Annotated in this window: 22 protein-coding genes; 11 read left to right on the top strand and 11 right to left on the bottom strand. The window is 64.6% G+C overall.

The window, feature by feature from the left end; genetic code table 11:
* The 3 genes from ACYZGB_RS20885 to ACYZGB_RS20895 form a co-directional block, all read left to right on the top strand.
* Positions 1–172: EAL domain-containing protein (locus ACYZGB_RS20885; protein WP_462390827.1), on the top strand; the 172-nt coding region annotated here is incomplete at its 5' end.
* A gap of 84 nt (positions 173–256) precedes the next feature.
* Positions 257–5,125: a PAS domain S-box protein gene (locus tag ACYZGB_RS20890; RefSeq protein ID WP_462390792.1), complete on the top strand. Its 4,869-nt coding sequence runs from the start codon at positions 257–259 to the stop codon at positions 5,123–5,125.
* A gap of 49 nt (positions 5,126–5,174) precedes the next feature.
* The gene (locus ACYZGB_RS20895; protein WP_462390794.1) at positions 5,175–6,305 is read left to right on the top strand and encodes a response regulator; all 1,131 of its coding nucleotides are present in this window, start codon (positions 5,175–5,177) and stop codon (positions 6,303–6,305) included.
* A 200-nt stretch (positions 6,306–6,505) separates the two neighbouring features.
* Here ACYZGB_RS20895 and ACYZGB_RS20900 read toward each other — a convergent pair whose 3' ends face one another.
* Positions 6,506–7,462, bottom strand: a complete 957-nt coding sequence (locus ACYZGB_RS20900) for an inositol monophosphatase family protein (RefSeq protein ID WP_462390796.1) — start codon at positions 7,460–7,462, stop codon at positions 6,506–6,508.
* Positions 7,463–7,637: 175 nt separating this feature from the next.
* Between ACYZGB_RS20900 and ACYZGB_RS20905 the strand changes: the two genes are divergently transcribed.
* Together ACYZGB_RS20905 and cysE are read left to right on the top strand one after the other, a co-directional pair.
* Entirely contained in the window at positions 7,638–8,441 is an 804-nt protein-coding gene (locus ACYZGB_RS20905) for an RNA methyltransferase (protein WP_462390798.1), read from the top strand.
* Positions 8,442–8,477: 36 nt separating this feature from the next.
* Positions 8,478–9,260, top strand: a complete 783-nt coding sequence (gene cysE / locus ACYZGB_RS20910) for a serine O-acetyltransferase (RefSeq protein WP_462390800.1) — start codon at positions 8,478–8,480, stop codon at positions 9,258–9,260.
* Positions 9,261–9,356: 96 nt separating this feature from the next.
* Here cysE and mog read toward each other — a convergent pair whose 3' ends face one another.
* Complete coding sequence (gene mog / locus ACYZGB_RS20915) at positions 9,357–9,962, bottom strand: molybdopterin adenylyltransferase (protein ID WP_462390802.1); 606 nt, start codon at positions 9,960–9,962, stop codon at positions 9,357–9,359.
* Positions 9,955–10,626, bottom strand: coding sequence for a ribosome biogenesis factor YjgA (gene yjgA / locus ACYZGB_RS20920; protein ID WP_462390804.1), 672 nt, complete (start codon positions 10,624–10,626; stop codon positions 9,955–9,957). The genes mog and yjgA overlap by 8 nt, the downstream gene beginning before the upstream one ends.
* 66 nt (positions 10,627–10,692) lie before the next feature.
* On the opposite strand from yjgA, the gene pmbA reads away from it, so the two are divergent.
* Positions 10,693–12,135 carry a metalloprotease PmbA gene (pmbA, locus tag ACYZGB_RS20925; RefSeq protein WP_462390806.1) on the top strand — a complete coding sequence of 481 codons (1,443 nt, stop codon included), beginning with the start codon at positions 10,693–10,695 and terminating at the stop codon, positions 12,133–12,135.
* Between the two features lie 53 nt (positions 12,136–12,188).
* On the opposite strand, the gene ACYZGB_RS20930 is transcribed toward pmbA, so the two are convergent.
* Entirely contained in the window at positions 12,189–13,094 is a 906-nt protein-coding gene (locus tag ACYZGB_RS20930; protein ID WP_462390808.1) for a LysR family transcriptional regulator, read from the bottom strand.
* Positions 13,095–13,538: 444 nt separating this feature from the next.
* Here ACYZGB_RS20930 and ACYZGB_RS20935 point away from each other — a divergent pair, with 444 nt between their 5' ends.
* On the top strand, positions 13,539–13,922 hold the full coding sequence (locus tag ACYZGB_RS20935) for a VOC family protein (RefSeq protein WP_462390810.1): 384 nt from the start codon (positions 13,539–13,541) through the stop codon (positions 13,920–13,922).
* A 90-nt stretch (positions 13,923–14,012) separates the two neighbouring features.
* On the opposite strand, the gene ACYZGB_RS20940 is transcribed toward ACYZGB_RS20935, so the two are convergent.
* Positions 14,013–15,116 carry a tartrate dehydrogenase gene (locus tag ACYZGB_RS20940; RefSeq protein ID WP_462390812.1) on the bottom strand — a complete coding sequence of 368 codons (1,104 nt, stop codon included), beginning with the start codon at positions 15,114–15,116 and terminating at the stop codon, positions 14,013–14,015.
* A 124-nt stretch (positions 15,117–15,240) separates the two neighbouring features.
* Here ACYZGB_RS20940 and ACYZGB_RS20945 point away from each other — a divergent pair, with 124 nt between their 5' ends.
* Positions 15,241–16,179 carry a LysR substrate-binding domain-containing protein gene (locus tag ACYZGB_RS20945; RefSeq protein WP_462390814.1) on the top strand — a complete coding sequence of 313 codons (939 nt, stop codon included), beginning with the start codon at positions 15,241–15,243 and terminating at the stop codon, positions 16,177–16,179.
* Positions 16,180–16,261: 82 nt separating this feature from the next.
* Here ACYZGB_RS20945 and ACYZGB_RS20950 read toward each other — a convergent pair whose 3' ends face one another.
* Positions 16,262–16,708, bottom strand: coding sequence for a GatB/YqeY domain-containing protein (locus tag ACYZGB_RS20950; protein WP_462390816.1), 447 nt, complete (start codon positions 16,706–16,708; stop codon positions 16,262–16,264).
* A gap of 221 nt (positions 16,709–16,929) precedes the next feature.
* Positions 16,930–17,142 carry a 30S ribosomal protein S21 gene (gene rpsU / locus ACYZGB_RS20955; protein WP_007833691.1) on the bottom strand — a complete coding sequence of 71 codons (213 nt, stop codon included), beginning with the start codon at positions 17,140–17,142 and terminating at the stop codon, positions 16,930–16,932.
* 309 nt (positions 17,143–17,451) lie between these two features.
* Between rpsU and ACYZGB_RS20960 the strand changes: the two genes are divergently transcribed.
* Complete coding sequence (locus ACYZGB_RS20960; RefSeq protein ID WP_462390820.1) at positions 17,452–20,730, top strand: EAL domain-containing protein; 3,279 nt, start codon at positions 17,452–17,454, stop codon at positions 20,728–20,730.
* A 30-nt stretch (positions 20,731–20,760) separates the two neighbouring features.
* Here ACYZGB_RS20960 and ACYZGB_RS20965 read toward each other — a convergent pair whose 3' ends face one another.
* The 4 genes from ACYZGB_RS20965 to ACYZGB_RS20980 all read right to left on the bottom strand — a co-directional run bounded on the left by ACYZGB_RS20965 (position 20,761) and on the right by ACYZGB_RS20980 (position 23,073).
* Positions 20,761–21,075 carry a hypothetical protein gene (locus ACYZGB_RS20965; protein ID WP_108616943.1) on the bottom strand — a complete coding sequence of 105 codons (315 nt, stop codon included), beginning with the start codon at positions 21,073–21,075 and terminating at the stop codon, positions 20,761–20,763.
* 100 nt (positions 21,076–21,175) lie between these two features.
* Entirely contained in the window at positions 21,176–22,426 is a 1,251-nt protein-coding gene (locus tag ACYZGB_RS20970; RefSeq protein ID WP_462390822.1) for a BaiN/RdsA family NAD(P)/FAD-dependent oxidoreductase, read from the bottom strand.
* Positions 22,427–22,558: 132 nt separating this feature from the next.
* Positions 22,559–22,936 (bottom strand): hypothetical protein, encoded by a 378-nt coding sequence (locus tag ACYZGB_RS20975; protein WP_462390823.1) that lies wholly within the window; start codon positions 22,934–22,936, stop codon positions 22,559–22,561.
* A complete protein-coding gene (locus ACYZGB_RS20980) occupies positions 22,933–23,073 on the bottom strand; it encodes a hypothetical protein (protein ID WP_462390824.1) in 141 nt (46 codons plus the stop codon). Before ACYZGB_RS20980 ends, ACYZGB_RS20975 begins: the two co-directional genes overlap by 4 nt.
* Before the next feature lie 423 nt (positions 23,074–23,496).
* On the opposite strand from ACYZGB_RS20980, the gene ACYZGB_RS20985 reads away from it, so the two are divergent.
* Both ACYZGB_RS20985 and ACYZGB_RS20990 read left to right on the top strand, forming a co-directional pair.
* A complete protein-coding gene (locus ACYZGB_RS20985) occupies positions 23,497–24,144 on the top strand; it encodes an energy transducer TonB (RefSeq protein ID WP_462390825.1) in 648 nt (215 codons plus the stop codon).
* A gap of 221 nt (positions 24,145–24,365) precedes the next feature.
* The gene (locus ACYZGB_RS20990; protein ID WP_462390826.1) at positions 24,366–24,887 is read left to right on the top strand and encodes a hypothetical protein; all 522 of its coding nucleotides are present in this window, start codon (positions 24,366–24,368) and stop codon (positions 24,885–24,887) included.
* The last annotated feature ends 375 nt before the right edge of the window (positions 24,888–25,262 follow it).

Here is a 25,262-nt window from a genome sequence, read left to right on the forward strand (position 1 = left end):
CATCCTGGCGCTGGCCAAGAGCTTGGACCTGGAGGTGGTGGCGGAGGGGGTGGAGACGACGGGGCAGCTGAGCTTTCTGCGGCTGCACGGGTGTGAGGGGTTCCAGGGGTATTTGTTTGGGCGGCCCGGGCCGGTGGGGGAAATGGATGTTTTCCTGCACCCACACCGCTGACGGGGCCTCGGCCAGCGCACCTGCGGTGGTCGCCACAAGCGGCATGACCGAGCACTGGTGCGTGTTGCATGTGAAGGCGTAGGCATGTTTTTTGACAAAGTGCTGGACCGCGAGGCCCCCGGAATACGTGGACTGATTTTGGTGCTGGCGGCGGCCCTGCTGGGGGCCGTGCTGGTGGTGCAAGGAGCGCTGCAGTGGCGCAGCACCGAGCGAGCGGCCGAGCGGTCGCGCCTGCTGCAGCAGACGGCCGACGCCCTGATGAGCCAGACCACGGGCGGCTCCATGCTGGGTGCGGTGTCGCTGCTGGGCCTGAGCGAACCCCTGCTCAAGGAAATGGCCTTGGGCCACTTGCCCCCCGACAACCCCGATGCGCTAGCGCGGCTGGCTGTGGCGCGTGGACGGTTTTTGGTCAACGGCGTCTATGTGATCTCGGCAGACGGCACGGTGGTGGCGCATGAGACGCCCGGCACCCGCTCCACGGGGCTCAACCTGGCGTTCCGGCCGTATTTTCAGCAGGCCATCCGGGGCGCTGTCAGTGTGTACCCCGCCGTCGGCAGCAACACGCAGGAGCGGGGCCTGTACTACGCCGCGCCGCTGTATGAGGGCGACACGCCGACCGGCTCCATCATCGGGGTGGTGATGTTCAAGCAGGGTTTCGAACCCGTAGACCTGCTGCTCAAGCGGGCGGGGTTGCCCACGGTGCTGCTCTCGCCCCAGGGGGCTGTGTTTTCCTCCACACGCCCCGAATGGCAGTTTGCCGTGGCGCCGCCGCTGACCCAGGCGCGCATTGACGCCCTGCGCGCATCGGGTCAGTTCGGGCAGTTCTTCGAAAAAGGCGTGGCCTCGGCCCTGCCGTTTGCTGCCGATGCGGGCGAGGTGGTGCTCAACGGCATGGCCTATGCGGTGGCACACCGCGCCATCCAATGGAACGATCCAGGGGGGCAGTGGCAACTGGTGATGCTCGACGACATCAGCGCTCTGATGACATCCACCCAGCGGGTGCAGGTAGGGGCCGTCGCGTTTGTGGTCATCAGCCTGCTGGGCCTGTTGCTGCTGGACCTGCTGCGCAGCCGCGCACGGGTGGCGTCGGCGCTGGAGCGGTTCCGCTTGCTGGGCGCGGCGCTGGAGAGCAGCCCGGTCTCGGTGGTCATCACCAATGGCGAAGGCTACATCGACTGGGTCAACCCACAGTTCGAGCGCAACACCGGCTACACGCTGGAGGAAGTGCGCGGCAAAAAACCATCGCTGGTCTCCAGTGGGCAGACCCCGGCGCAGACCTACCAGGTCATGTGGTCCGCGCTGCTGTCGGGGCAGTCGTGGCAGGGCCACTTCGTGAACCGGCGCAAGGACGGCAGCACCTACCACGACGAAGCCACGCTGTCGCCGGTGTTTGATGGCAAGGGGCGGCGCATTGGCATCGTAGGCCTGCACGAGGATGTGTCCGCGCGCATTGAGGCCCAGAAAGAGCTGGAGCGGCGCGAACGCCTGCTCAACGAGCTGCTGGAGCAGCAGACGGCCATTTTTGACAATGCACCGCCCATCGTGCTGGTGTGCGACGGGCATTTCCGGCAGTTCAATCCGGCGTTTGTCGAACTCATGGGCGGCACGGCCTCGCAGTTGCTCGGGCTCGGGGTGTCGGTGCTGTTTGGTGGCCCGGGTCACTCGGACCTGTTCACCGCCCGGGTGACGCCCAGCCTGGCCTCGGGCCAGGCGCTGCGCGAGACGGCCACCTTGTTCCGCCTGGACGGCAGCCGTTTCGAGGCGCGCCTGGCGAGGCGCAGCCTCAAGATGGACGACTTCGGCACGGCCTCCATCTGGGTGATCGAGGATGTCAGTGACCAGCGGCGTGCCGAGCTGGCCATCCAGCAGACCAAGGAACGCCTGGAGCTTGCCCAGGAGGCAGGAAAGATCGGCGTGTTCGACCTGAACCTGCTGACCGGCGAGATCCTGTGGTCCGACAAGCTCGCGCAGATGATGGGCCTGCCGCCTGGCACCCAGCCCGATGGCCGAGATTTCTGGCTCAACTGCCTGCACCCCGAAGACCGCCCGCAGGCGGCGGCCTATTTTGACAGCTGCCTGGCCGGAAACGAAGACCATCTGCGTGACTCCTGGCGCATCGTGCGCCCCGATGGCGAGGTGCGCTGGTTCCTGGAAGCCGCACGCATCTTCCGCAACGAGCAGGGGCAGCCCGTGCGGGTGGTCGGGGTCAATGTGGACATCCACGACCAGAAGCTGCTGGAAGAGCAGGTGGCCGGGCAGCTGGACTTCCAGCAGGCCCTGATCGACGCCATCCCCGTTCCCCTGTTCTACAAGGGGGCCGACGGGCGCTACGTGGGTGTCAACCGTGCCTACGAGCAGGCCTTTGGTGTGGAGCGCGAGACCCTGGTGGGCAAGACCGTGATGGACCTGGAGTTCCTGCCCCAGGCCTCGCGCGTGCTTTTTGAGCGCGACAACGCGCTGGTGCTGGCGGGCGGGCAGTCGGTGCACCGGGAGGTGGACCTGCCCTATGCCGATGGCGAGATGCACCACACGCTGTTCTGGCTGCATGGGTTCCGGCGTGCAGACGGAAGCCCCGGCGGCACCATTGGCACGTTTGTGGACATCACCGACCGCCAGCGTGCCGAACAGGAGCTGCGCCGCGCCAAGGAGCTGGCCGAGGAATCCACGGCGCTCAAGTCCAACTTCCTGGCCAACATGAGCCACGAGATCCGCACACCGATGAACGCCATCATCGGCATGTCGCACTTGGCGCTCAAGTCGGGCCTGAGCCCGCGCCAGCACGATTACGTGAGCAAGATCCAGCAGGCGGGCCAGCACCTGCTGGGGGTCATCAACGACATCCTGGATTTTTCGAAGATCGAGGCGGGCAAGCTGGTGGTGGAGCGCCAGCCGTTTTTGCTCGACCGCATGCTGGAGAGCGTGTCCGACGTGGTGGGCTACAAGGCGGGCGCCAAAGGGCTGGAGCTGGTCTGCGACGTGGCGGCCGATGTGCCGCCCAGCCTGGTGGGCGACGCCCTGCGTCTGGGCCAGATCCTCATCAACTTCGCCAACAACGCCATCAAGTTCACCGAATCAGGCGAGATCAGCATTGCCGTGCGGCTGCTGGCGCAAGCGGGTCAGCAGGTGCGCCTGCGGTTTGAGGTGCGCGACACCGGCATCGGCCTGACCGAGGAGCAGATGGGGCGCCTGTTCCAGAGCTTCCAGCAGGCCGACACCTCCACCACCCGCCGCTATGGCGGCACGGGGCTGGGGCTGGCGATCTGCAAGAGCCTGGCCGAACTCATGGGCGGCGAGGTGGGGGTCGAGAGTGTGTTTGGCCAGGGGTCCACCTTCTGGGTGGCCGTGCCGCTGGAGCGTGGCGCAGCGGCCCGGGTGCTGCTGCCGCCGCCCGACCTGCGCGGCAGCCGCGTGCTGGTGGTGGACGACAACCACACGGCGGCCACGGTGCTGTCCGACATGCTGCACGCCATGGGTTTTGAGGTCGAGCAGGCCCATTCCGGCCTGGAGGCGCTGGACCGGCTGCGCGAATCCATGGCCCAGCACAAGCCGTTTGGGCTGCTGCTGCTCGATTGGCACATGCCGGGCATGGACGGGGTAGAGCTGGCGGGCCATATCCGCAGCCTGGGCATGGCCAAGGTGCCGCAGATGCTCATGGTCACCGCCTACGGCCGCGAGGACGTGATGCGCGCCGCGCGGGCGCAGGGCATCGAGACCGTGCTCATCAAGCCCGTCAATGCCTCGGTGCTGTTCGACACCCTCATGCAGCCGCTGGAGCATTCCACGGCCGCCGGGCGCCGCACCGTCTCCCCGGCACCGGCGGCCGACGAGCTGCCGCTGGAGATCCGGGGCGCCCAGGTGCTGCTGGTGGAGGACAACGAACTCAACCAGATGGTGGCCATGGAGCTGCTGTTGGACGCCGGGTTTGCGGTGGACGTGGCGGAGAACGGCCAGATCGCCATCGACCGCATTGAGCGCAAGCACTACGACGCCGTGCTCATGGACATGCAGATGCCCGTCATGGACGGCGAAACCGCCACCCGGGCCCTGCGTAGCAACCCCCGGCATGCCCAGCTGCCCATCATTGCGATGACGGCGAACGCCATGGAGGCCGACCGCCAACGCTGCTTTGCGGCGGGCATGAACGACCATGTGGCCAAGCCCATCGAACCCGCAGCCCTGTGGGCGGCCCTGGGCCGCTGGATACGGCCCCGCGCTGGCCTGGGGGCTGCTGCCAAGGCCGGAGTGCCGTCCGGGCGCACGGGTGAAGACGCCGCCTTGCAGCCGCTGACGCGCAAGCCCGACCTGCCACCCCCGGCAGTGCAGCTGCCCACCGTGGCTGGACTCGATACGACCCTGGGCCTGCAGCGCGCGCTGGGCAAGCCGGGGCTCTATGTGGAGCTGCTGCGCCGGTTTGCCGAGGGGCAGGCGCCGGTGCTGGCCGAGCTGCAGCAGGCCCTGGCCGCCAACAACCTGGGCGTGGCCGAGCGCCTGGCCCACACGCTGCGGTCGGTGGCGGCCAACATCGGGGCGCCTGCCGTGTCGGAGCGCGCCCAGGCGCTGGAGCATGCGCTGCGGTTTCGCCATGGCAACGAGGCCATCGTGCATGTGCTGGCTGAGCTGCGCGCGGCCCTGGTGCCGCTGCTCGCGGGGCTGCAGGCGTGGCTGGTGGAGTCGGTGGTGGTTGCCGAGCCCGCGCCTTTTGTGCTGGAGCCGGGCGGGGAACTGGCGGTGGAGGCGGCGGTGCAGGCCGTGCAGCGCCTGCGCCACCTGCTGGAGCAGGATGACCCTGCAGCCACAGAATTTTTCCAACACAATGGCAAGATACTCGGCGCGGCGTTGGGGAATATCTTCAAGACCGTCGAGATGCACACCCTGAATTTCGATTTCGAGCAGGCCCTGGAGGCCATGGCGGCCGTGCCGGGTTCCGAATCCCTGGCGGCCCCGCTCTCCTGAACGGCACCATCCAACGGCACCATCCAACGGCATTACAAGCAGGACACCCATGGACAACGCGCCCTTTGCCGCCACCCAGGCGACACTCGTTGACAAGCCGATCGCCACGGTGCTGGTGGTGGACGACACGCCCGAGAATCTCACCTTGATGGGCAGCCTGCTGCGCGAGCACTACCTGGTGAAGGTGGCCAACCATGGCGAAAAGGCCATCAAGATCGCCCAGTCGGGCACCCCGCCCGACCTGATCCTGCTCGACATCATGATGCCCGAGGTGGACGGCTACGAAGTCTGCCGGCGCTTGAAGGCGTCGGCGGCCACGCGCGACATCCCGGTGATCTTTTTGACCGCCCGCTCCGATCCCGACGATGAGCGCATGGGCTTGGCACTGGGCGCGGTGGACTACATCACCAAGCCCATCAGCCCGCCCATCCTGCTGGCCCGCGTCAACACCCACCTGGCGCTCAAGGCCACGGCCGATTTCCTGCGCGACAAAAGCTCCTACCTGGAGCGCGAGGTGGCCATGCGCACGCTGGAGGTGCAGGCCATCCAGGACGTGACCATCATGGCCATGACCTCCTTGGCCGAGACGCGCGACAACGAAACCGGCAACCACATCCGCCGCACCCAGCTGTACATGAAGACGCTGGCCGAGCGGCTGCGCCACCACCCGCGCTTCGAGCATGTGCTGAACGACCGCATGATCGAGCTGCTCTACAAGTCCGCCCCGCTGCACGACATCGGCAAGATCGGCATCCCCGACAGCATCCTGCTCAAGCCGGGCAAGCTCACGGTGGAAGAGTTTGAGGTGATGAAAACCCACACCACGCTGGGCCGCAATGCGATCGAAGAGGCCGAGCGGCGCCTGGGCATGCGCGTGGCGTTCTTGAGTGTGTCCAAGGAAATTGCCTACAGCCACCAGGAAAAGTGGGACGGCACGGGCTACCCGCAGGGGCTGGCGGGTGATGCGATCCCGGTGTCGGCACGCCTCATGGCCGTGGCCGATGTGTACGACGCCCTCATCAGCAAGCGCGTATACAAACCCGCGTTTTCACACGATCAGGCCTGTAGCACCATCGTGCGCGGCAAGGGCACCCACTTTGACCCCGACATGGTGGATGCGTTTGTGGACATTGCGGAAGACTTCCGCAGCATCGCGCAGAAATATCCAGACCCTGCATAGGGTTCATCCCCCTGAGTCGCTTCGCGCCTTCCCCCTTCTCTCGAACTACTGCGCAATTCGGGAAGGGGGACGCAGCCAGTGCCGCGAGGCGGCCCTTGCACGGCTGCCCTGGTGTGGGTCGCGCCCACTGCACGGTTCCGCTACGAGACCCGCCTAGAGGTCATCGTGCGCAGGCTTCATGGCTATGCGCGGGGATGGCTTTAGAACGGCGCGTCTTCGCCCTTGGCGGCGTCGGCCTGGGGTGCTGCCGATTCAGCAGCGTCCGCAGCGTCTTCTGCCGCCGGGGTGCTGTCGGCTTCGGGCGCGTCTGGCGCTGCCGCCTGGCGCACAGCCGCCTTGTCGCCAGCGCTCGCAAACTTGCTGTACTTGCCCAGGATGGGCACCAGTTGGCCGTACACGCGCGGGTTGCCGGCCAGGCATTCGCGCTGTTCCAGGAAGTCGGCTTCGCCCGTGAAGTTGCCCACCAGGCCACCGGCCTCGGTCACCAGCAGCGAGCCTGCGGCCACGTCCCAGATCGACAGGCCGGTTTCAAAGAAGCCGTCGGTGAAGCCCGCAGCCACGTAGGCCAGGTCCAGCGCGGCGGCGCCGGGGCGGCGCAGGCCGGCGGTGCGCTGCATCACGTCGGCCATCATGTTCAGGTAGCTCTTGAAGTTGTCGCCCGGGCGGAAGGGGAAGCCGGTGGAGATCAGGCAGTCCTTGAGCTGGGTGCGCTTGCTCACGCGGATGCGGCGCTCGTTCAGGTAGGCGCCTCGGCCCTTGGTGGCGGTGAACAGGTCGTTGCGGGTGGGGTCGTACACCACGGCCTGCTCGACCTTGCCCTTGACGGCCAGCGCGATGCTCACGCAGTACACGGGGAAGCCGTGGATGAAGTTGGTGGTGCCGTCCAGCGGGTCGATGATCCAGACAAATTCCGAATCCTTGGCGCCGTATTCCTTGCCCGACTCTTCGGCCAGGATGCCGTGGCCGGGGTAGGCCGTCAGCAGCGTCTCGATGATGATCTTTTCGGAGGCGTGATCCACCTCGGTCACAAAGTCGTTGATCTGCTTTTGCGAGATCCGCACCGATTCCACGTCCAGGGCCGCGCGGTTGATGATGGCGCCGGCGGCGCGTGCAGCCTTGATGGCCACGTTGAGCATGGGGTGCAGATTGGACGACATAAATTGTGGTGGTTGGCAGCGCACGGCCAGGGTGGCGCGGGCGTCTGCGTACAGGATGAGCGGGGAGGTCAGGCCCGTCCCGGCGATGCGGGCGGCGACAATAGAGGGCGGGATTTTACCCGCAGTGCCCTTTTTTGCCTAACCGGCCGCTTTTCCCCTCCTGCTCCGCCCGCCCATGAAGACCCGTTTTGTCCTGATCAACACCAGCCACGCCGGCAATGTGGGCGCCGCCGCCCGCGCCATGAAGACCATGGGGTTCGACGACCTGGTGCTGGTGGCGCCCCGCTGGGCCAACGTGCTCAGGCGCGAGGAAACCATCCAGCGCGCCAGCGGCGCCCTGGACGTGCTGAACAACGCGCGCATCGTTGACACGCTGGACGAGGCGCTGGATGGTATCAGCCACCTGTGCGCCACCGCCATGACGCCGCGCGACTTTGGCCCGCCCACAGCCGCGCCCCGTGCCCACTTTGAAATGCTATTAAATCAGGAGCTACCAATGCAGGATGGATGCGCGCAAGAGGCCGAAAATGTTTCAAATCCAGAGGCGCCTGAGCCCGGAGCAGCCCGCCAGGCGGGCGTGGCCTTTCTGTTTGGTTCCGAGCGCTTTGGCATGACCAACGAGGATGTCTACCGCTGCCACGTGGCGCTGTCGATTCCCACCAACCCCGGCTTCGGCTCGCTCAACCTGGGCGCGGCCATCCAGGTGATTGCCTACGAATGGCGCCAGGCGCTGGGCGGTTTTGCGGTGCAGGACGCCACGCCTGCCCGCGCGCTGGCCGATGCCGCGCAGGTGGCGGGCATGCTGGGCCATTGGGAGCAGGCGCTCACCTCCATCGGCTTTCTGGACCCGGCCGCGCCCAAGAAGCTCATGCCCCGCCTTAACCAGCTTTTCAACCGTGCGCAGCTCAGCCCCGAGGAAATCCACATCTTGAGAGGTGTCGCCAAGGCCATGATCGAGACGGCCGAGGTGAAACGATAGACTGTGCAGCCCATAAACACATAACCCAAAGAACCGATGTTTGCCCGCCTGCGTTCCGATATCCAGTGCATCCTCGACCGCGATCCTGCCGCGCGCAGCACGTGGGAGGTGATCACCTGTTATCCGGGCCTGCATGCGATCTGGCTGCACCGCCCCGCGCACTGGTGCTGGAACAACGGCCTCAAATGGCCCGGCCGCTTCATCTCCAACTTCTCGCGCTGGCTCACGGGCATTGAGATCCACCCCGGCGCCAAGATCGGCGAGCGCGTGTTTTTCGACCATGCCATGGGTGTGGTGGTGGGCGAGACGGCAGAGATTGGCGACGGCTGCACCATCTACCAGGGCGTGACGCTGGGCGGCACCTCGCTTTACAAGGGCGCCAAGCGCCATCCCACGTTGGGCAAGGACGTGGTGGTGAGTGCGGGCGCCAAGGTGCTGGGCGGCTTTGAAGTGGGTGACGGCGCCAAGATTGGCAGCAATGCCGTGGTCATCAAGCCCGTGCCCGCAGGCGCCACGGCCGTGGGCATTCCGGCGCGCATCATTCCGTCCAAAGAGGGCCAGAGCGCCGACGTGACCGAGCCGCAGCAGGCCCGCAAGTTCACGGCCTACGGCATCACGCAAGAGGACGATCCTCTGTCGCAGGCCATGCGCGGCCTGATCGACAACGCCTCGTCGCAAGAGCACCAGATTGCGCTTTTGTGGCAAGCGATCGAAAAGCTCTCTGCCGCCAACCAGCAGGCCAAGGACTGCGTGCCCTGTGACGCGGCGATCAAGGAACAGTTCGAGGCGGGCAAGCTCAACGAGCTGGTGGGCAAGTAGGCGGCCCGTCCCGGTGGGTTGATTGCTCCTGAAAATATAGCTGCTAGCGCTTGATGGACGGGCGGTAGCGGCTATTTTTCTTTGAGGAATCTCTGGTCAGGCCGTGCGCGGTGCGCGAATGGCTGTCTTGGGCCGGAACGCCTTGCAGACTTCGTCGCGCGTTTCCAGGTACGGCCCGCCGATCAAATCAATGCAGTAGGGCACGGCAGCAAAGATGCCGGGCACGATCTGCTTGCCGTCGGCGTCTTTCAGCCCTTCCAGCGTTTCGGCAATCGCTTTGGGCTGGCCGGGCAGGTTGATGATGAGGCTCTGGCCCCGCACCACGGCCACCTGGCGCGAGAGGATGGCGGTGGGCACAAACTTCAGGCTGATCTGGCGCATCTGTTCGCCAAAGCCCGGCATCTCCTTGTGTGCCACGGCCAACGTGGCCTCGGGCGTCACGTCGCGCAGCGCGGGGCCGGTGCCGCCGGTGGTCAGCACCAAGGCGCAACCGGCGTCCACCAGCTCGATCAGTGTCGCGCTGATGCCCGCCTGTTCGTCGGGGATCAGGCGCGGTTCGAAGGTGATGGGGTTGTGCAGCGCACGCGTGAGCCAGTCCTGCAGCGCGGGCAGGCCCTTGTCTTCATACACGCCGGTGCTGGCGCGGTCGCTGATGGAGACGATGCCGATCTTGACGGCGTCGTGGAGGAGCGCGTCACTCATCGCCATGGTCCTCGTCCATACCGCTGGCGTCTGCCGTGCCCGTGCCACCCAGGTGCTCGCGCACCAGCTGGAACAGCTCGCGGTAGGCGCGGCCCTTGCGGGGTGCCAGGCCTTGCGAGACCTGGACATTGGCCTCTTTGCCCGCAGGTTGGGCATCCTTGCGCGCCTGGCGGATCAGTGCGCGCAGCTGCTGGGTGTCGGTGCTGGGGTGCTCGGCCATCCAGGCGGCCAGGGTGTCGTCATCGGCAATCAGGCGGTCGCGCCATTGTTCGGCCAGGTGCAACTGCAGCTTCTCGGTGGCCGAGCCCTTGTGCTGCTCTTCCAGGGCCTGGCGGGCGGCGTCCACCAGTTCGGGTTCCAGCTTGCGCATGAGCTTGCCCACGTACTGCATCTGGCGGCGTTTGCCTTCAAAGTTGGTGATGCGCTTGGCCTCGGCCAGTGCGTCCACCAGCTTGTCGGGCAGGCCCACGGCGTCGAACAGGTCGGCGCGCAGGTTCAAAAGCTCCTTGCCCAGGTCCTGCAGTTCGTCGCTCTCGCGCTTGAGATCGGTGCGGCTGGCATCGGGCGTGCCTTTGAGTTCGGCCTTGAGCTGAATGTCCAGTTCGCTGCCTTCGGCAACGAACTGGCCTCGCACAAAGTAGCCTTTTTTGGGTTTGCGTGACATGGGTGGTGGGGGCAAAAAACAAGTGGCGCAGAGCGCGCCACAGCGGCAAGTATCATAGCTGCCGCTATGAATAAACCCTCCAACCGCGCCCCGCGCACCCGCGGCGCGCTGGCAGTTGCTCCTGCAGCTGCCACCTCCCGCACCCCCGACAGCGGCTTCAGCTACAGCCGCCCGTTTTTTGAAGAGCTGGTGGACCGTGCCCTGGCGCATGCCAAAAAGCTGGGCGCCACCGATGCGGGCGCCGAGGCGTCCGAAGGCTGCGGCCTGTCGGTCAGCGTGCGCAAGGGCGAGCTGGAGAACGTGGAACGCAACCGCGACAAATCGCTGGGCGTGACGGTCTACATTGGCCACCGCCGGGGCAATGCCAGCACGTCGGACTTCTCCAGCAAGGCCATCGAGCAGACCGTGCAGGCGGCCTACGACATTGCCCGCTTCACGGCCGAAGACCCGGTGGCCGGCCTGCCGGATGCCGATGACATCGCGCCCGCAGACACGCACCGCGATCTGCAACTGTTCCACCCTTGGGCCGTCACCAGCGAAGAAGCGGCCGAGATGGCCAAGGCCTGCGAGGCCGCCGCGCTCAAGACGCACCGCCGCATCACCAACAGCGAAGGTGCGGGCGTCTCGGCGCAGCAAAGCCATTTCTTCAGTGCCCACACGCGGGGCTTTCGTGGCGGCTATGCCAGCTCGCGCCACAGCTTCTCGGTGGCACCCATTGCCTCGCTGCCGGGCAAGAACGCCGAGATGCAGCGCGATGCCTGGTACAGCTCCATGCGCAACGCGGCCGACCTGGCCTCGCCCGAGGCCGTGGGCCGCTACGCCGCGCAGCGCGCCCTGAGCCGCCTGGGCAGCCGCAAGATCCCCACCACCCAATGCCCTGTGCTGTTTGAATCCACCCTGGCCGCCGGCCTGCTGGGCGGCTTTGTGCAGGCCGTCAGCGGCGGCTCGCTGTACCGCAAGAGCAGCTTCTTGCTCGACTCGCTGGGCAAGATGGTCTTCCCCAAGCACATCGACATTTTGGAAGACCCCTTCATCCTGCGCGGCAAGGGCAGCTCGCCATTCGATGAAGAAGGCGTGCGCGTGGCACCGCGCAAGGTCGTCAAGGGCGGGCGGGTGGAGGGCTACTTCCTGTCCAGCTACTCGGCGCGCAAGCTGGGCATGAAGACCACGGGCAACGCCGGTGGCTCACACAACCTGGTGATGACCTCACGCCTCACGCAAGCCAGCGACAACCTCGACGCCATGCTGCAAAAACTGGGCACCGGCCTCTTCGTGGTGGAGCTGATGGGCCAGGGCGTGAACTACGTGACCGGCGACTATTCGCGCGGCGCGAGCGGCTTCTGGGTGGAAAACGGCAAGATTGCCTACCCGGTGCACGAGATCACCATCGCGGGCAACCTCAAAGACATGCTCAAGGGAATTGAGGCCGTGGGCGCCGACGCCTACAACTACGGTGCCAAGACCGTGGGCTCCATCCTGGTCAACCGCATGAAGGTGGCGGGAAGCTGAACTAGTGCTGTCTGCTTGGGCCGTGCCCAGAGGCACGAAATACTTCGTTGCAATCAATGCAGCGCGGGCTGTTCGCCAGCAAATTCGGCCAGCAGTTGCAGCACGCCCTCCACCGCAGGTGAGGGCGGTGGCTGGTGGCGGTGCGCCACAGCCATGGGGCGCATGAGGAGGGGCTGCAAAGGGCGGATTTGCACACCGGGCGTGCCCCGCAGGTCCTCCACCTCCTCCATCGGCAGCAGCGCGGCGCACTGGCTGGCCACCGCCAGGTTCTTGAGCGCGCCGGGGTAGCTCAGCGCCAGAAAGGGGCGCGGGTGGTGGCCCGCCTGGCCAAACCAGTTGGCAATCAGCCCGTGCATCTGTGTGGCGGGCGCAAACGATGCCCAGCGGCGGCTGGCCAGCCAGTCGGGGGTTGCGAACTCGGGCGCCTCCCAGGCCGCAGGCAGCAGCGCCACCATGGGGTCGCTGCGCCAGGGGGTCTGGCGCACCTCGGCCAAAGGCGGCTGGGGGCTGGCGACGATGCCGATGTCCAGCGTGCCGGCCTTGAGCCGCTGCATGGACTCGGCCGATCCCACGGCCTCCAGCCGGATCTCCACACCGGGGCAGCGCGCCGCCAGTGCCTCCAGCATGCGCGGCAGCAGGCGCGTGCTCACGCCCGCCGACACGCCCACGCGCACGATGCCCTCACGTCCCGAGGCGCGGCGGCGCACGCGCTCCATCAGATCGTCGCAGGCAAGCAGCAACTGGCGCCCCTCTTGCACCAGCACTTCGCCGGCGGGCGTCAGCTCAGCCTGCCGCCGACCCCGCACCACCAGGTCGGCCTGCAGGCGCGATTCCAGCTCCTTGATGTGCAGGCTGACGGTGGGCGGCGCCAGGTGCAGCGCCTGCGCGGCCGCTGCAAAGTTGCCGAGGTCGGCGATGGCGATCAGCGTCTGCAGGTGGTCCAGGTTGAAGTTACGCATCAGTTTTTATGAATTGAGGCTTCATTGAATTCAACTTTACAGATGGTACGCCAAGCCCGAGCATCCGGGCCATGTTGCATCCCACCCGTCTGGACCCCGAAAGCACGACCCGCCAATCCCACGCCTGCCAGCCGCCGGGGGTTGTGCCACAGCACCCGGCCCCTGGGGGCCGCTGGCCCCGGCGGATGCGGCGTCTGGGCGGGCGGTGGCTGCGGGCGCTGGGTGCCGCCCTCGCGCGGGCGGAAAAACACATCAGCGAGAACTTCCGGGTGCCGCCTCATGGGGGGTGACGGGGGTGGGCCTCCTCACTGCCTGTACTGCTTGCACTGGTGAGGCGGAGGGGATCGGCCTACACTGCACCACCGGTCAGGCGGCCCGGACCGGGGCCTGGTGTGCGCCAGGGGGCTGCAAGGCCCGGGGCCGGATTGAGCGAAAGGACCTGGTATGTTGTCCGATGCCTCTGTAACCACCATGCTGCCCGTGATGGACATGGACCGCGCCCGCGCCTTCTACGAGGGTTGCCTGGGGCTGAAACCCGGCGGATTCCGGCCCGATGGCAAGTTCCTGTATGCGGTGGGTGGCAGCACGCTGGCGCTGTTCCCCAAGCCGGAAGGCACCAAGGCCGACCACACGGCCATCAGCTTTCAGGTGGCCGACATCGCCGCCACCATCGAGGCACTGAAACGCGCGAAGGTGGTCTTCGAGGACTACGACTTCCCGGGCCTCAAGGCCGTCAATCACGTGTGTGTGCTGGGCGCCGAGAAGGCCGCGTGGTTCAAGGACACCGAGGGCAACTACCTCTGTCTGCACGAGGACATTGCCACATAACCCGTTTTTTCAAGCAAAAAAGGCCGCTACCGCGCGGTGGGTATGCCTTTTAAGCTATTGAAATAGGAGCATTAAGGCGAGGGCCGTGGCTCAGTGCCCAGCCACCCGCGCCGCAATCGCCTCGCCCACCTGGGTGGTGCTGGCCGTGCCGCCCAGGTCCGGCGTGCGCGGCCCGCTTTTGATCACTTCTTCGATGGCGTTGACGATGGCATCGTGCGCCGCCCGTCCTGCGCCCTGACCCTGGGTGAGGAAGTCCAGCATCAGCGCGCCCGACCAGATCATCGCAATCGGGTTGGCGATGTTCTGGCCGTAGATGTCGGGCGCCGAGCCGTGCACGGGCTCGAACAGGCTGGGAAAGTTGCGCTCGGGGTTCAGGTTGGCCGACGGCGCCAGGCCGATGGTGCCGGTGGTGGCGGGGCCCAGGTCGGAGAGGATGTCGCCAAACAGGTTGGTGGCGGCCACCACGTCAAAACGGCCGGGCTGCAGCACAAAGCGGGCGGTGAGGATGTCGATGTGCTGCTTGTCCAGCGTGACTTCGGGGTAGTCTTTGGCGACATCGTCGGCACGCTGGTCCCACCACGGCATGCTGATGGCGATGCCGTTGCTCTTGGTGGCCAGGGTGACGTGCTTTTTGGGGCGGCTCTGCGCCAGGTCGAAGGCGAACTTCAGCAGGCGGTTGGCACCGTGGCGGGAGTAGACGGATTCCTGGATGCAGATTTCGCGGTCGGTGCCTTCGTACATGAGGCCACCCAGTGAGGTGTATTCGCCCTCGGTGTTCTCGCGCACCACGTAGTAGTCGATGTCGCCGGGTTGGCGGCCCGCCAGGGGGCAAGGCACGCCTTCAAACAGGCGCACGGGGCGCAGGTTGATGTACTGGTCGAACTCGCGGCGGAACTTGAGGAGGGACCCCCACAGGGAGATGTGATCCGGAACGGTGGCAGGCCAGCCGACGGCGCCGAAGAAGATCGCGTCCATGCCCGCAAGCTGCGCCTTCCAGTCGTCGGGCATCATTTTTCCGTGGGCGGCGTAGTAGTCGCAGCTGGCCCAGTCGATGGTGATGGTTTCGAGCGCAATGCCAAAACGCGCTGCGGCGGCTTGCACCACGCGCAGGCCTTCTGGCAGCACCTCCTTGCCAATGCCGTCTCCGGCGACGAGGGCGATGCGGTAGGTTTTGGGGGCAGTGGAGAAGGTCATCAAGCGGTCCTTGCAATGGCTTCGAGGGTGCGGCTGCAGGGCGCAGCCAGCGGCATGGCCTGCATTGTTCCCAGCGCTGCAGAAAACTACAATCCGCCAACTGTGGCCTCATCTTTCACACATCGTGCATAAAAATCCCGCTGCCGAAGACCTGCGCGTGTTCACCGCCGTGGTGCGCAAGGCGAGCTTTGGCGGCGCGGCCACCGAGCTGGGCACCTCACCCGCTTATGTGAGCAAACGCATCCGCCTGCTGGAGCAGGATCTGCAGGTCAAGCTGCTGCACCGCACCACCCGCCGCGTGGCGGTGACGGAGGAGGGCGAGCGTGTTTTCCACTGGGCGCAGCGCATCCTGGACGACATGGAGCAGCTGATGCAAGAGGTGGCCGTGACGCGCAGCGAGCCACGCGGGCTGCTGCGGGTGAGCAGCAGCTTTGGCTTCGGCCGCCAGATCGTGGCGCCCGCGCTGTCGCAGCTGGTGGAGCAGCACCCGGGGCTGCAGGTCCGGCTGGAGGTGTTCGACCGGCTGGTGGACGTGGCGGGCGAAGGGTTTGACCTGGACGTGCGCGTGGGCGATGAAATTGCCCCGCACCTCATTGCCCGCCGCCTGGCCGACAACCACCGCGTGTTGTGCGCAGCGCCTGCCTACCTGCAGCGCAAGGGCTCGCCGCGCACGGTGGCCGATCTGGCCGCGCACGACTGCCTGGTGATCAAGGAGCGCGACCATCCGTTTGGCGTGTGGCGCCTGCGCAGCGGCGCGCAGGAAGAGTCGGTCAAGGTGCGTGGCCCGCTGTCGGCCAACAACGGCGAGATGGCCGTGCAGTGGGCGGTGGACGGGCGTGGCGTGGTGCTGCGCTCGTTGTGGGATGTGGGCGCGCACCTGCAGACTGGGCGCCTGGTACAGGTGCTGCCGCAGTGGCAGCAAGAAGCCAATGTGTGGGCCGTGTACCCCACGCGGCTGGAGCGGTCAGCCAAGGTGCGGGTGTGTGTGGAGTTTCTGCAGGCGCATTTCCGTGCCGGGTGGATGGCGCGGGATGCCGACGCGGGGGGAAACCCCCCGGTTTGAAGCAAAAATAGCCGCTACCGCCCGTCTGGCAAGCGGTAGCAGCTATCAAAAAGATACTGACTGGGTGGTGGTAAGGGGGCGATCAGCCCGCCAGCGCCGCCTTCACCGCAGCCGACACCTGGCCCATGTCGGCCTTGCCCGCCAGGCGGGTCTTGACCACGCCCATCACCTTGCCCATGTCGCCAGGGCCTGCAGCGCCGATTTCGGCCACGATGGCTTTCACGGCGGCCAGCGTTTCTTCGGCCGACATGCGCTCGGGCAGGTAGGCCTGCAGCACGGCCATCTCGGCCTTTTCCTTGTCGGCCAGGTCCTGGCGGCCTGCGCCTTCAAACGCGTTGATCGAGTCCTTGCGCTGCTTGATGAGCTTGTCCACGATGGCGACCACAGCCGCGTCGTCCAGCACGATGCGCTCGTCCACTTCCTTTTGCTTCATTGCAGCCTGCAGCAGGCGGATGGTGCCCAGGCGCTCGCTGTCCTTGGCGCGCATGGCAGTTTTCATGTCTTCGGTGATCTGGTCCTTGAGGCTCATGAGGCTTTTCCTTTGTCTTTGTGTGGGTCGGGCAGGGACTTAGGGTTTGCAAAAAGCCCCTCTGGCTAGGCGCAGTGCCGCAGACAGTAGTCTTGCTACGGCAAGGCGCTGCAACGACGCCAGAGGGGCTTTTTGCAAACCCGAAAAAACAAAAACCCGCGCTTGGCGTCCCTAGCGCGGGTTTGTCGGCACTCCGTATCAGAACGGGGCCAAAGCGGTACTTAGTACAGCTTCTTGGGCAGTTGCATGCTGCGAACGCGCTTGTAGTGACGCTTCACGGCAGCAGCCTTCTTGCGCTTGCGCTCGGCGGTGGGCTTTTCGTAGAACTCACGGGCGCGCAGGTCGGTCAGCAGGCCGAGCTTTTCAATGGTGCGCTTGAAGCGGCGCAGGGCAACGTCAAAGGGTTCGTTTTCTTTTACGCGGATCGTAGTCATTAGCTAATGTTTTCCAAATGTGCCTGCAGAGGGGCTTGGGGAGATCGGGCCTCAAGTCCGTACAAAGCGGTTTCCCCGTCTGTAACTAGTATTTGGCCGACGGGGCATTGCCAGCAAAGCCGGAGATTATAGCCTCTATCCGCGCCGGTGGCGCAAGGGCTGTCCGCCTTTCTGTGGGGCGGCGCGCCAGGATGGCGTCCGGAGCTGCTGCCAGGTCCGCAATGGCGCGAAATTTGCTTCATGTTGTAACACTCCTACTCATCGGTGGGGAGCCCTGGCCATCCGCCCGGGCGGCCCCGCCACAACACCATGGCATTCATGCGCCGCGTATCGGGTTGGCTGGGCCGCCTCAGTGTGGGCCGCAAGCTCATGCTCATCTATCTGCTGGACCTGACGGCGGTGATCTACGTCTCCAGCATCCTGATCCATGAGAAGTACCTGGCCATCGACTTCACGCGCAAGGAGATCGTGGGCACCACCTATGCGGCGGTGGTGCGCGACGGCTTGCTGGGGCAGTTTCTGGATGCGTCCCAGCAGCCGACGCTGGTGGCAGAGGTGCTGGCCCGGCTGGCCGTGGTGCGCGAGGCCCACGACGAGCAGTTGCACACCGGCGATGCAGGCCAGCGCTTCAGCACCGCGCTGGAGCAGTTGCCCGGCACGGCATCGCCCGCCCCGGGGGCATCGGCGGGGGGCGATGCGCCTTCACTCACCCTGCGGCGCAGCCAGCTGCTGCGCGAGGGGCGCGAATTGCTCACCACCGTGGGCAACCAGTCCAACCTGATCCTGGACCCGGACCTGGACAGCTACTACGTGATGTCGCTGGTGGTGCTGCGCTTCCCGGAGCTGCTGCAGGCGGTGCACGACACGGTGAGTTTTCTGAGCGCGGCGCCCTCGGCGCGGGGGCCGCAGTGGAACTCGGAGCTGCTCACGCTGGTGGGGCGGCTGGACGCGGTGGCGCAGGGCATTGAGTCGGACTACAACCAGGCTTTCATTGCAGGGTCGCCCGAGATGCGCGCGGCCCTGGGCCCGCAGCGCGAGGCGCTCAAGGCGTCGCTGGCGAGCCTGCAGGCCTTGTTGCAGGGCATTGCCGCTGGCGAATCGCGCCTGACGCTGGCCCAGGTGGGTGCACAGCAGGCCCAGGTGCTGGGCGCGCTGCGCGATGCCTGGTCGGTGGGCATCGTGGACCTGGAGCGCCTGTTGAACCAGCGGGTGGACAGCCTGTTTGCGCGCATGTGGCTGCACCTGGGCACGGCGCTGGTGCTGCTGGGCTGCATCCTTTCGCTCGTCACGCTGGTGGCGCGCCAGATCGCCAAGCCCCTGCAGCAGCTGGCGCGTGTGGCCGACGAGGTGCGCAAGAGCGGCGACCACACCCTGCGCGCGCAGTGGAACAGCCGCGACGAAATCGGCCGCCTGTTCACCGCGTTCAACGAGATGCTGTCGCAGCTCGACCGCGACCGCGTGCTGCAGCAGGAGCTTGCCGCCAGCGCCCGCGCGGCCGAGGCGCAGCGCGAGCTGGTGGAGGCCTTCCCCATCCCCATGGTGGTCACGTCCATCCCTGAGCACGAGGTGCTGCACTCCAACGCGCCCGCCGCCCATTGGCTGGGTGGCCGCAAGACCGACCCCTGGGCCGTGGGGCTGGAGCCCGGCGTGCGCGCACGGTTCTTCCAGCGCCTGGCGGACCAGGGCTTGGTCGATGAATTTGAAGTGCGCTGGAAGGGCAGCCCCGAGCCTTCGTGGGCCGTGTTGTCGGCGCGGCGCCTGCAGTTCCAGGGGCGCGACTCGGTGCTCACCGCGTTCACGCCCATCAACGTGCTCAAGGTCATGGAGCAGCGCCTGGAGCTGTGGGCCAAGGTGTTCGAGGCCTCGTCCGAGGGCATCATCATCATGAACGCCGATCAGCAGATCATCAGCGTGAACAAGGCGTTCTGCCGCAGCACGCACTACGACTTCTACGAACTCATCGGCGAAGGCCTGGGCTCGCTGCTGGAAGAAGCCGGGGGCGAGCCGCTGTCGGCGCAGATCCGCCGCACCATGGCCGACAAGGAGTCCTGGCAGGGCGAGGTGCGTTTTCGCCGCCGCTCGGGCGAGACCTACCCGGCCTGGCTCATGGTGTCGGCCGTGCGCGAGGGCAAGGGGGGCGCCGTGGCCAACCACATCGGCATTGCCATCGACATCACCGACCGCAAGCACAACGAGGAGCGCATCCAGTTCCTCGCGCACCACGACGTCCTCACCGAGCTGCCCAACCGCTCGCTGTGTGTGCAGCGCCTGCAGATGGCACTGGCCCAGGCACCCATCACCGGCGAGAAGGTGGCCGTGCTGTTCATCGATCTGGACCGCTTCAAGTCCATCAATGACACGCTGGGCCACCACATTGGCGACGGCCTGCTGCGCTCGGTGGCCGCGCGCCTCACACAGGCCGTGCGCAGCCGTGATACGGTGAGCCGCCTGGGCGGCGACGAGTTTGTGGTGGTGATGCGCGACGTGGCTGGGCGCGAGGACGTGCAGCAGCTGGTGGAGCGGCGCCTGATCCCGCTCATCCGCCAGAGCCACCCGGTGGAAGGGCATGAGCTGAACGTGTCGTGCAGCGTGGGCATTGCGGTCTACCCCGAGGACGGCAGCGACATTGACGAACTCATGCGCCGCGCCGACGCCGCCATGTACGAGGCCAAGACCACGGGGCGCGACATGGCGCTGTTCTATTCGATGGAAACCGACCTGCGCGCTGTGGCGCGCCAGACCATGGAGCAGCAGCTGCGCCGCGCGCTGGAGCGCAACGAGCTGAGCCTGCACTACCAGCCGCGCCTGTCCGCCAAGGGCGCGCGCCTGCTGGGGGTGGAGGCGCTGCTGCGGTGGAACAGCCCGGTGCTGGGCGCCATCCCGCCCAGCGAGTTCATCCCCATCGCCGAAGAAAGCGGCATGATCCGCGCGATTGGCGGCTGGGTGCTGCAGCAGGCCTGCGAGCAGTGGGTGCGCTGGCAGGCACTGCCCCAGGGCCAGGGCGCGCACCCGCTGGCAGATGTGTCGATCTCCGTCAATCTCTCGGCCGCCCAACTGTCCGACCCTGCGCTGGTGTCCGACATCGAGGCGCTGCTCGCCCGCACCGGCATGCCCGCCCACCGGCTGGAGCTGGAGATCACCGAGTCGCAGCTCATGGACAACGCCCATGCCGCCGCGCAGCAACTGGCGGCCCTCAAGGCACTGGGCGTGCAGCTTTCCATCGACGACTTCGGCACGGGGTATTCGAGCCTGGCCTACCTCAAGCGCTTTGATATCGACCGACTCAAGGTGGACAAGTCCTTTGTGCGCGACATGCTGACCAACCCCGCCGACATGGCCATCACCCGCGCCATCATCGCGCTGGGCCACACGCTGGGGCTCAAGATCGTGGCCGAAGGCGTGGAAGACCTGGCCACGGCCCAGGTGCTGGGCGCGCTGGATTGCGAGGAGCTGCAGGGCTACTACTTCAGCCGCCCCTTGCCGCTGGACCACCTGGAGGCTTGGGCGCTGCAGCACCGCTTGCTGCAGGGTGCTTCGATGCGTGGGCTGGATGCCACCAGCACACAACCCGCACCGCTGATGGGGTGACGCCGCGCCGCGCTGCGGGGCGTGCCGTTGTCAGCCCAGGCGCAGGTGGAGCAGAACCGCCAGGCCGGTCAAGATCACGCCCGGCGCCAGATTGCCCAGCCACACGGAGGTGCGCGATGTGGAGCGGCCTGAGATGCGCGAGTCGGCCCGCAGGTAGGCATCGCCTTCGTCGGTGAGCAGCCAGCGCAGCATGACCGCACCCCCTGCCAACGATCCGACACCCAGCGCTGCGAGGATGGCGACAAAGATGTTGCCGCCGATGCTGGCCGCAGGCACCAGGGCCACGAGGGCACCGACGGCCGTGGCGGCGGCCTGCAATTTTTCTGCGCGTTCCATCGCATCCATGCCGGTCCCCTGATGAAAAAGACGCCGAGGGTGAAAGCCCGGTGGGCTGGGCCGAGTGTAGGTGCGTTGTTCCGGCGGCGTCTTCCGCTTCAGTGATGCGTCATGCACCACCGGCCAGCGGCAGCGCCTGTGCACACGCATGCGCGCTGGCCCAGGCCCACTGGAAGTTGTAGCCCCCCAGCCAGCCCGTCACGTCCACCACCTCACCAATGAAATACAGGCCAGGTTGCGTCTTGCACTCCATGGTCTGCTGCGACAGCGCCTTGGTGTCCACGCCGCCCAGCGTCACCTCGGCCTTCTTGTAGCCCTCGGTGCCCGTGGGTATCAGCTCCCAGCGCGCCAGTTGTTCGGCCAGGCGCGCCAGGGCCTTGTCGCTGGCTTCGTTGATGGGGCGCTGCCAGTCGGCCTCGCGGCTGGCCCAGGCATCGGCCAGGCGGCTGGGCACCAAGGTGGCCAGTTCGTTGGCAATCAGCTTGCGCGAACGGGCCTTGCCCTGCGCCAGCGCGGCGGGCAGGTCCACGGTGGGCGCAAGGTTGATGGCCAGGGGCGTGCCCTCCTGCCAATAGCTCGAAATCTGCAGCACTCCGGGGCCCGACAGGCCCCGGTGGGTGAACAGCAGGTCTTCATCAAACGCCATGCGGGCTTTTTTGGCTCCCGTGCTGATTTGCACCGGCAGCGCCAGCCCTGCGAGTTGTGCATACGGCGTCCAGCCTGCACCATCAAAAGTCAGCGGCACCAGGCCCGGGCGACGCTCCACCAGCGGGATGTGGAACTGCTGCGCCAGCCGGTAGCCGAAATCCGTGGCGCCGATCTTGGGGATCGACAGCCCGCCCGTGGCAATCACCAGCGACCGCGCTTGTACCGTGCCCCGGTCAGTATCAATTTGATAGCTATTAACGTTTGATGGATGCGCGGTAGCGGCCAAAAAAGCTATGTTTTTGACCGCACAAGGCTGCCAATGGGTCACTCCGCCCGCCTCACACTCGGCCAGCAGCATGGCAATGATGTCCTCGGCCGAGCGGTTGGCAAACAGCTGGCCCTTGTGTTTTTCGTGGTGGGGGATGCCGTGTTTGTCCACCAGCGCAATGAAATCCTGCGGCGTGTAGCGCGACAGCGCCGAGCGGCAGAACTGCGGGTTCTGCCCCACAAAGTGCTTGTGCGGCGCGGCCGGGTCCAGGTCGCGGTTGGTGAAGTTGCAGCGCCCGCCGCCCGAGATGCGGATCTTCTCCGCCACCTTGTCGGCATGGTCGATGAGCAAAACCTTCAGGCCCCGCTGGCCCGCCTGGGCTGCACAGAACAGGCCGGCAGCGCCGGCGCCGATGATGATGGCGTCAAAAAATGGAAGGGACACGGAAAGGCATCAAAAGGGACAAAGGCGTGATTGTCCCCTGGCTGCCCTGGGGCCCGCTCAGCACCAGGCATGTGGATGCTGGTGCGGGGCAGGCCCCAGTCGCCCCTCTCCCTCTTGTTTGTCGTACGGCGATCAGAACGCCGCGCGCAGGGTCAGGCTCACATTGCGCGGGTCGGCATAGTTGCCGTAGTCCAGGTTGGCCCAGTATTTCTGGTTGGTCACGTTGTTCACGGCCACCGTGGCGCTGAGCTTGGGGTTGAACTGCCAGGATGCGCGCAGGTTGAGGATGGCCTTGGGCGATTGCTTCACCGTCACCGTGCCGCTAGGGTGCGGGATGTTGAAGCCCTCGATGGCGCTTTGCCAGGTCAGGTTGCCGCCCACCGACAGGGGCGCGAGCGTGCCCGACAGCTGGTAGTCCGTGCCCAGTTGCAGCAGGTAGTCGGGCATGTTGGCGTAGATCAGGTCGGTGGGTGCGCGCGTGACCTTGGCGCGGGTGAGGCCCGCGCTCACGCGCCATTGCAAGGTGCCATGCCTGCGAACTCCAGTTCGAAGCCGGTGGATTTTGTGCCGTTCACGGCCACGTAGGGCAGTGGTGTGGTGATGGCGCTGTCGCGCACGCCACGGTTGTCCTGCTTCGTTTGGAACACCGCAAAGTGCGCCATCGCTGCGACGGCTGGGAGGTTGTCAATCTGGCTCTCGGCCCGATTGTTGCCACTGCTAGACTTTCCGCGATTGACTGGGGTTGTTTGAAAACGGTGGTGGCTGACTTGACAAAGGGGGCAACTGCTTGACGCATCGGGAGCGCATATTAAGGATCAGCCTGAACGTTTGATTTTTTAGGTGAACAGCCCAACCCGTCGCACCGTGCGATTTTTCACTGGGTCTTGGCTGCAACTAGATTTTTGCGGAAATCAACGTGGATATCGTGTAGTCGCTGCATGGCGTATTTTTCAAATCCATTGGATTTCAATGCTTGGTTGCTTACTTTGCAGTTTTCATCGGTGAGTTTTACAAGTTTCCGCAAGGATCGTTGAAGTTGTTTGGTTGATGGTTATTAATTGATGCTTCGTGTGAATCACATGTCTGTAAAAATATCCTGCTTTTATATTTTTTGTGCGCTCTTAGTGTTTGTTTTTGATCCGGTACTAGCGATTGAGAACGGGGGTGCGAAGCTTGCAAATGATCGCGCTGCAGTGAGGGGGGAAGAATCGGGCTCGAAATCACCCTCGCAGTTGGAGATGCAAAAAACACTAGCTAATGATGGTCTGAGTAGGCAGGAGCTTGTTCAGGCTCTCGCTGCCTTGGAAGTAAGGACTCGTACAGAAGGAGAATTCTATCTGCCCCCTACCGCTCGGATGACGCAGGAGATGGATGCGTATTATAAAAAAATGGTGCGAGGGATAGAGCGGTGTGGTACCAAATTTTTCCCTACTGAGGAGCGAGTAATTTTATATGGCAAAGGTATCATTGCCATGCATTTGAATCGCTTGGGAAATTTAGTAAAAACTGAGGTGGTGGTATCTTCTGGGGAAAAATTGCTAGACAATCACATGAAAAAAATTGTGCAAGTGGCGGCTCCTTTTGGTCAAATTCCTTCTCCTTTACTTTTGGGTGGCGAGAAGCCATTTCGCGTAGTCGTAGTTCCTTTGATTTTTAATTTTTCGAAAGTGCAATCTGATTTGTCTCTAGGCATGGATACGACTTGTGGTGGAAATTAAAATGACGTCAAGATTGATTTTTTTTCGAGAGGTCAGCCCGTAAGAATATGTGAGCTTGTAAATGGCAGAGTTTTAAGCGGTTTTTTGCGTGTTGTAGGGCTTAAAATGCAATGCCATGTTCAGCAATGAAATTGGTTTTTCTCGCGTATCGTGTGAGAAGCTATAATCAGTAGGCGATGTATAATTTTTTAAGACCGAATGCGTCAAGTTGAAGAATAAATATGCGTGCTGTTGGAAATTTTTTGCTTGGTATGCTAATGGCGTCGCCAACGTTAGCAAATGCTCTTCCTGAACAAGATTTGGATGTGCGATTCAGGAGTGCCTTTCGCCCCTTTGTAACAGAAGCAAGGGCCAATGCTGTTATTCACTGGTGTCGTAGTTTGGTTGCTGCGACTGAGAAACGAGCGGTTGACGTCCAAGCGACATGGGCGTTTCGCAATGGCCCGCTATATCGGGCCGCTCTAAGGACTCAAATAGAGTTATTTGAAGAGTCCAAGATGAATGGCAAAGAATGGGCTTTTCGGCAGTTTCGAGATATTCAGCTGCCTGAACTGCGTAAGCAAGCTATGGCAAGCCAAGCTCGTATCATATTTAATGCCTTGAACACTGCGCACCGCGAAGAAATTTGCACCCGATTGCTAGATGAGATCGAGGCAGGACAGTTGGACCTCGGCGCAGACGATAAGGGAGTTCGCGAATACTTGGGAAAAAGAGCAATGGCGGAGCGTGACCAGCCTAACTAAATTACAACTTTGATTGGGTGGCCACTTGTTGTCGCTCTCAATGGCCGTTCCCATAGTCGAAGGCAGAGGTTAAGTCCTCGTGTATGGTTCACCTGTTACCGGTTCGATGCTTAAAAAACCAATCTGATCACCTACGTAACTTAGCTTGCAACGCTGCTTTCAGCGCAACAAGACCCTATGTGTCGCATCCCGGATGATTGCATAGACTCTATACGCTATCCACTCTTCATGGCCCGCGCTGTTTTGAAGGAGTTGATAGAGTCCTTGCAATCCACCCAGGGAGTGAAGCCATGTTGATAGCCCTGCACAAGAACGCCCGCACCACGCCCGCCGTGCGCGCCGAGATCGCAGCCAGCAATGAACCAGCCAGCGTCC

The organism is Acidovorax sp. Q11 (assembly GCF_054950075.1).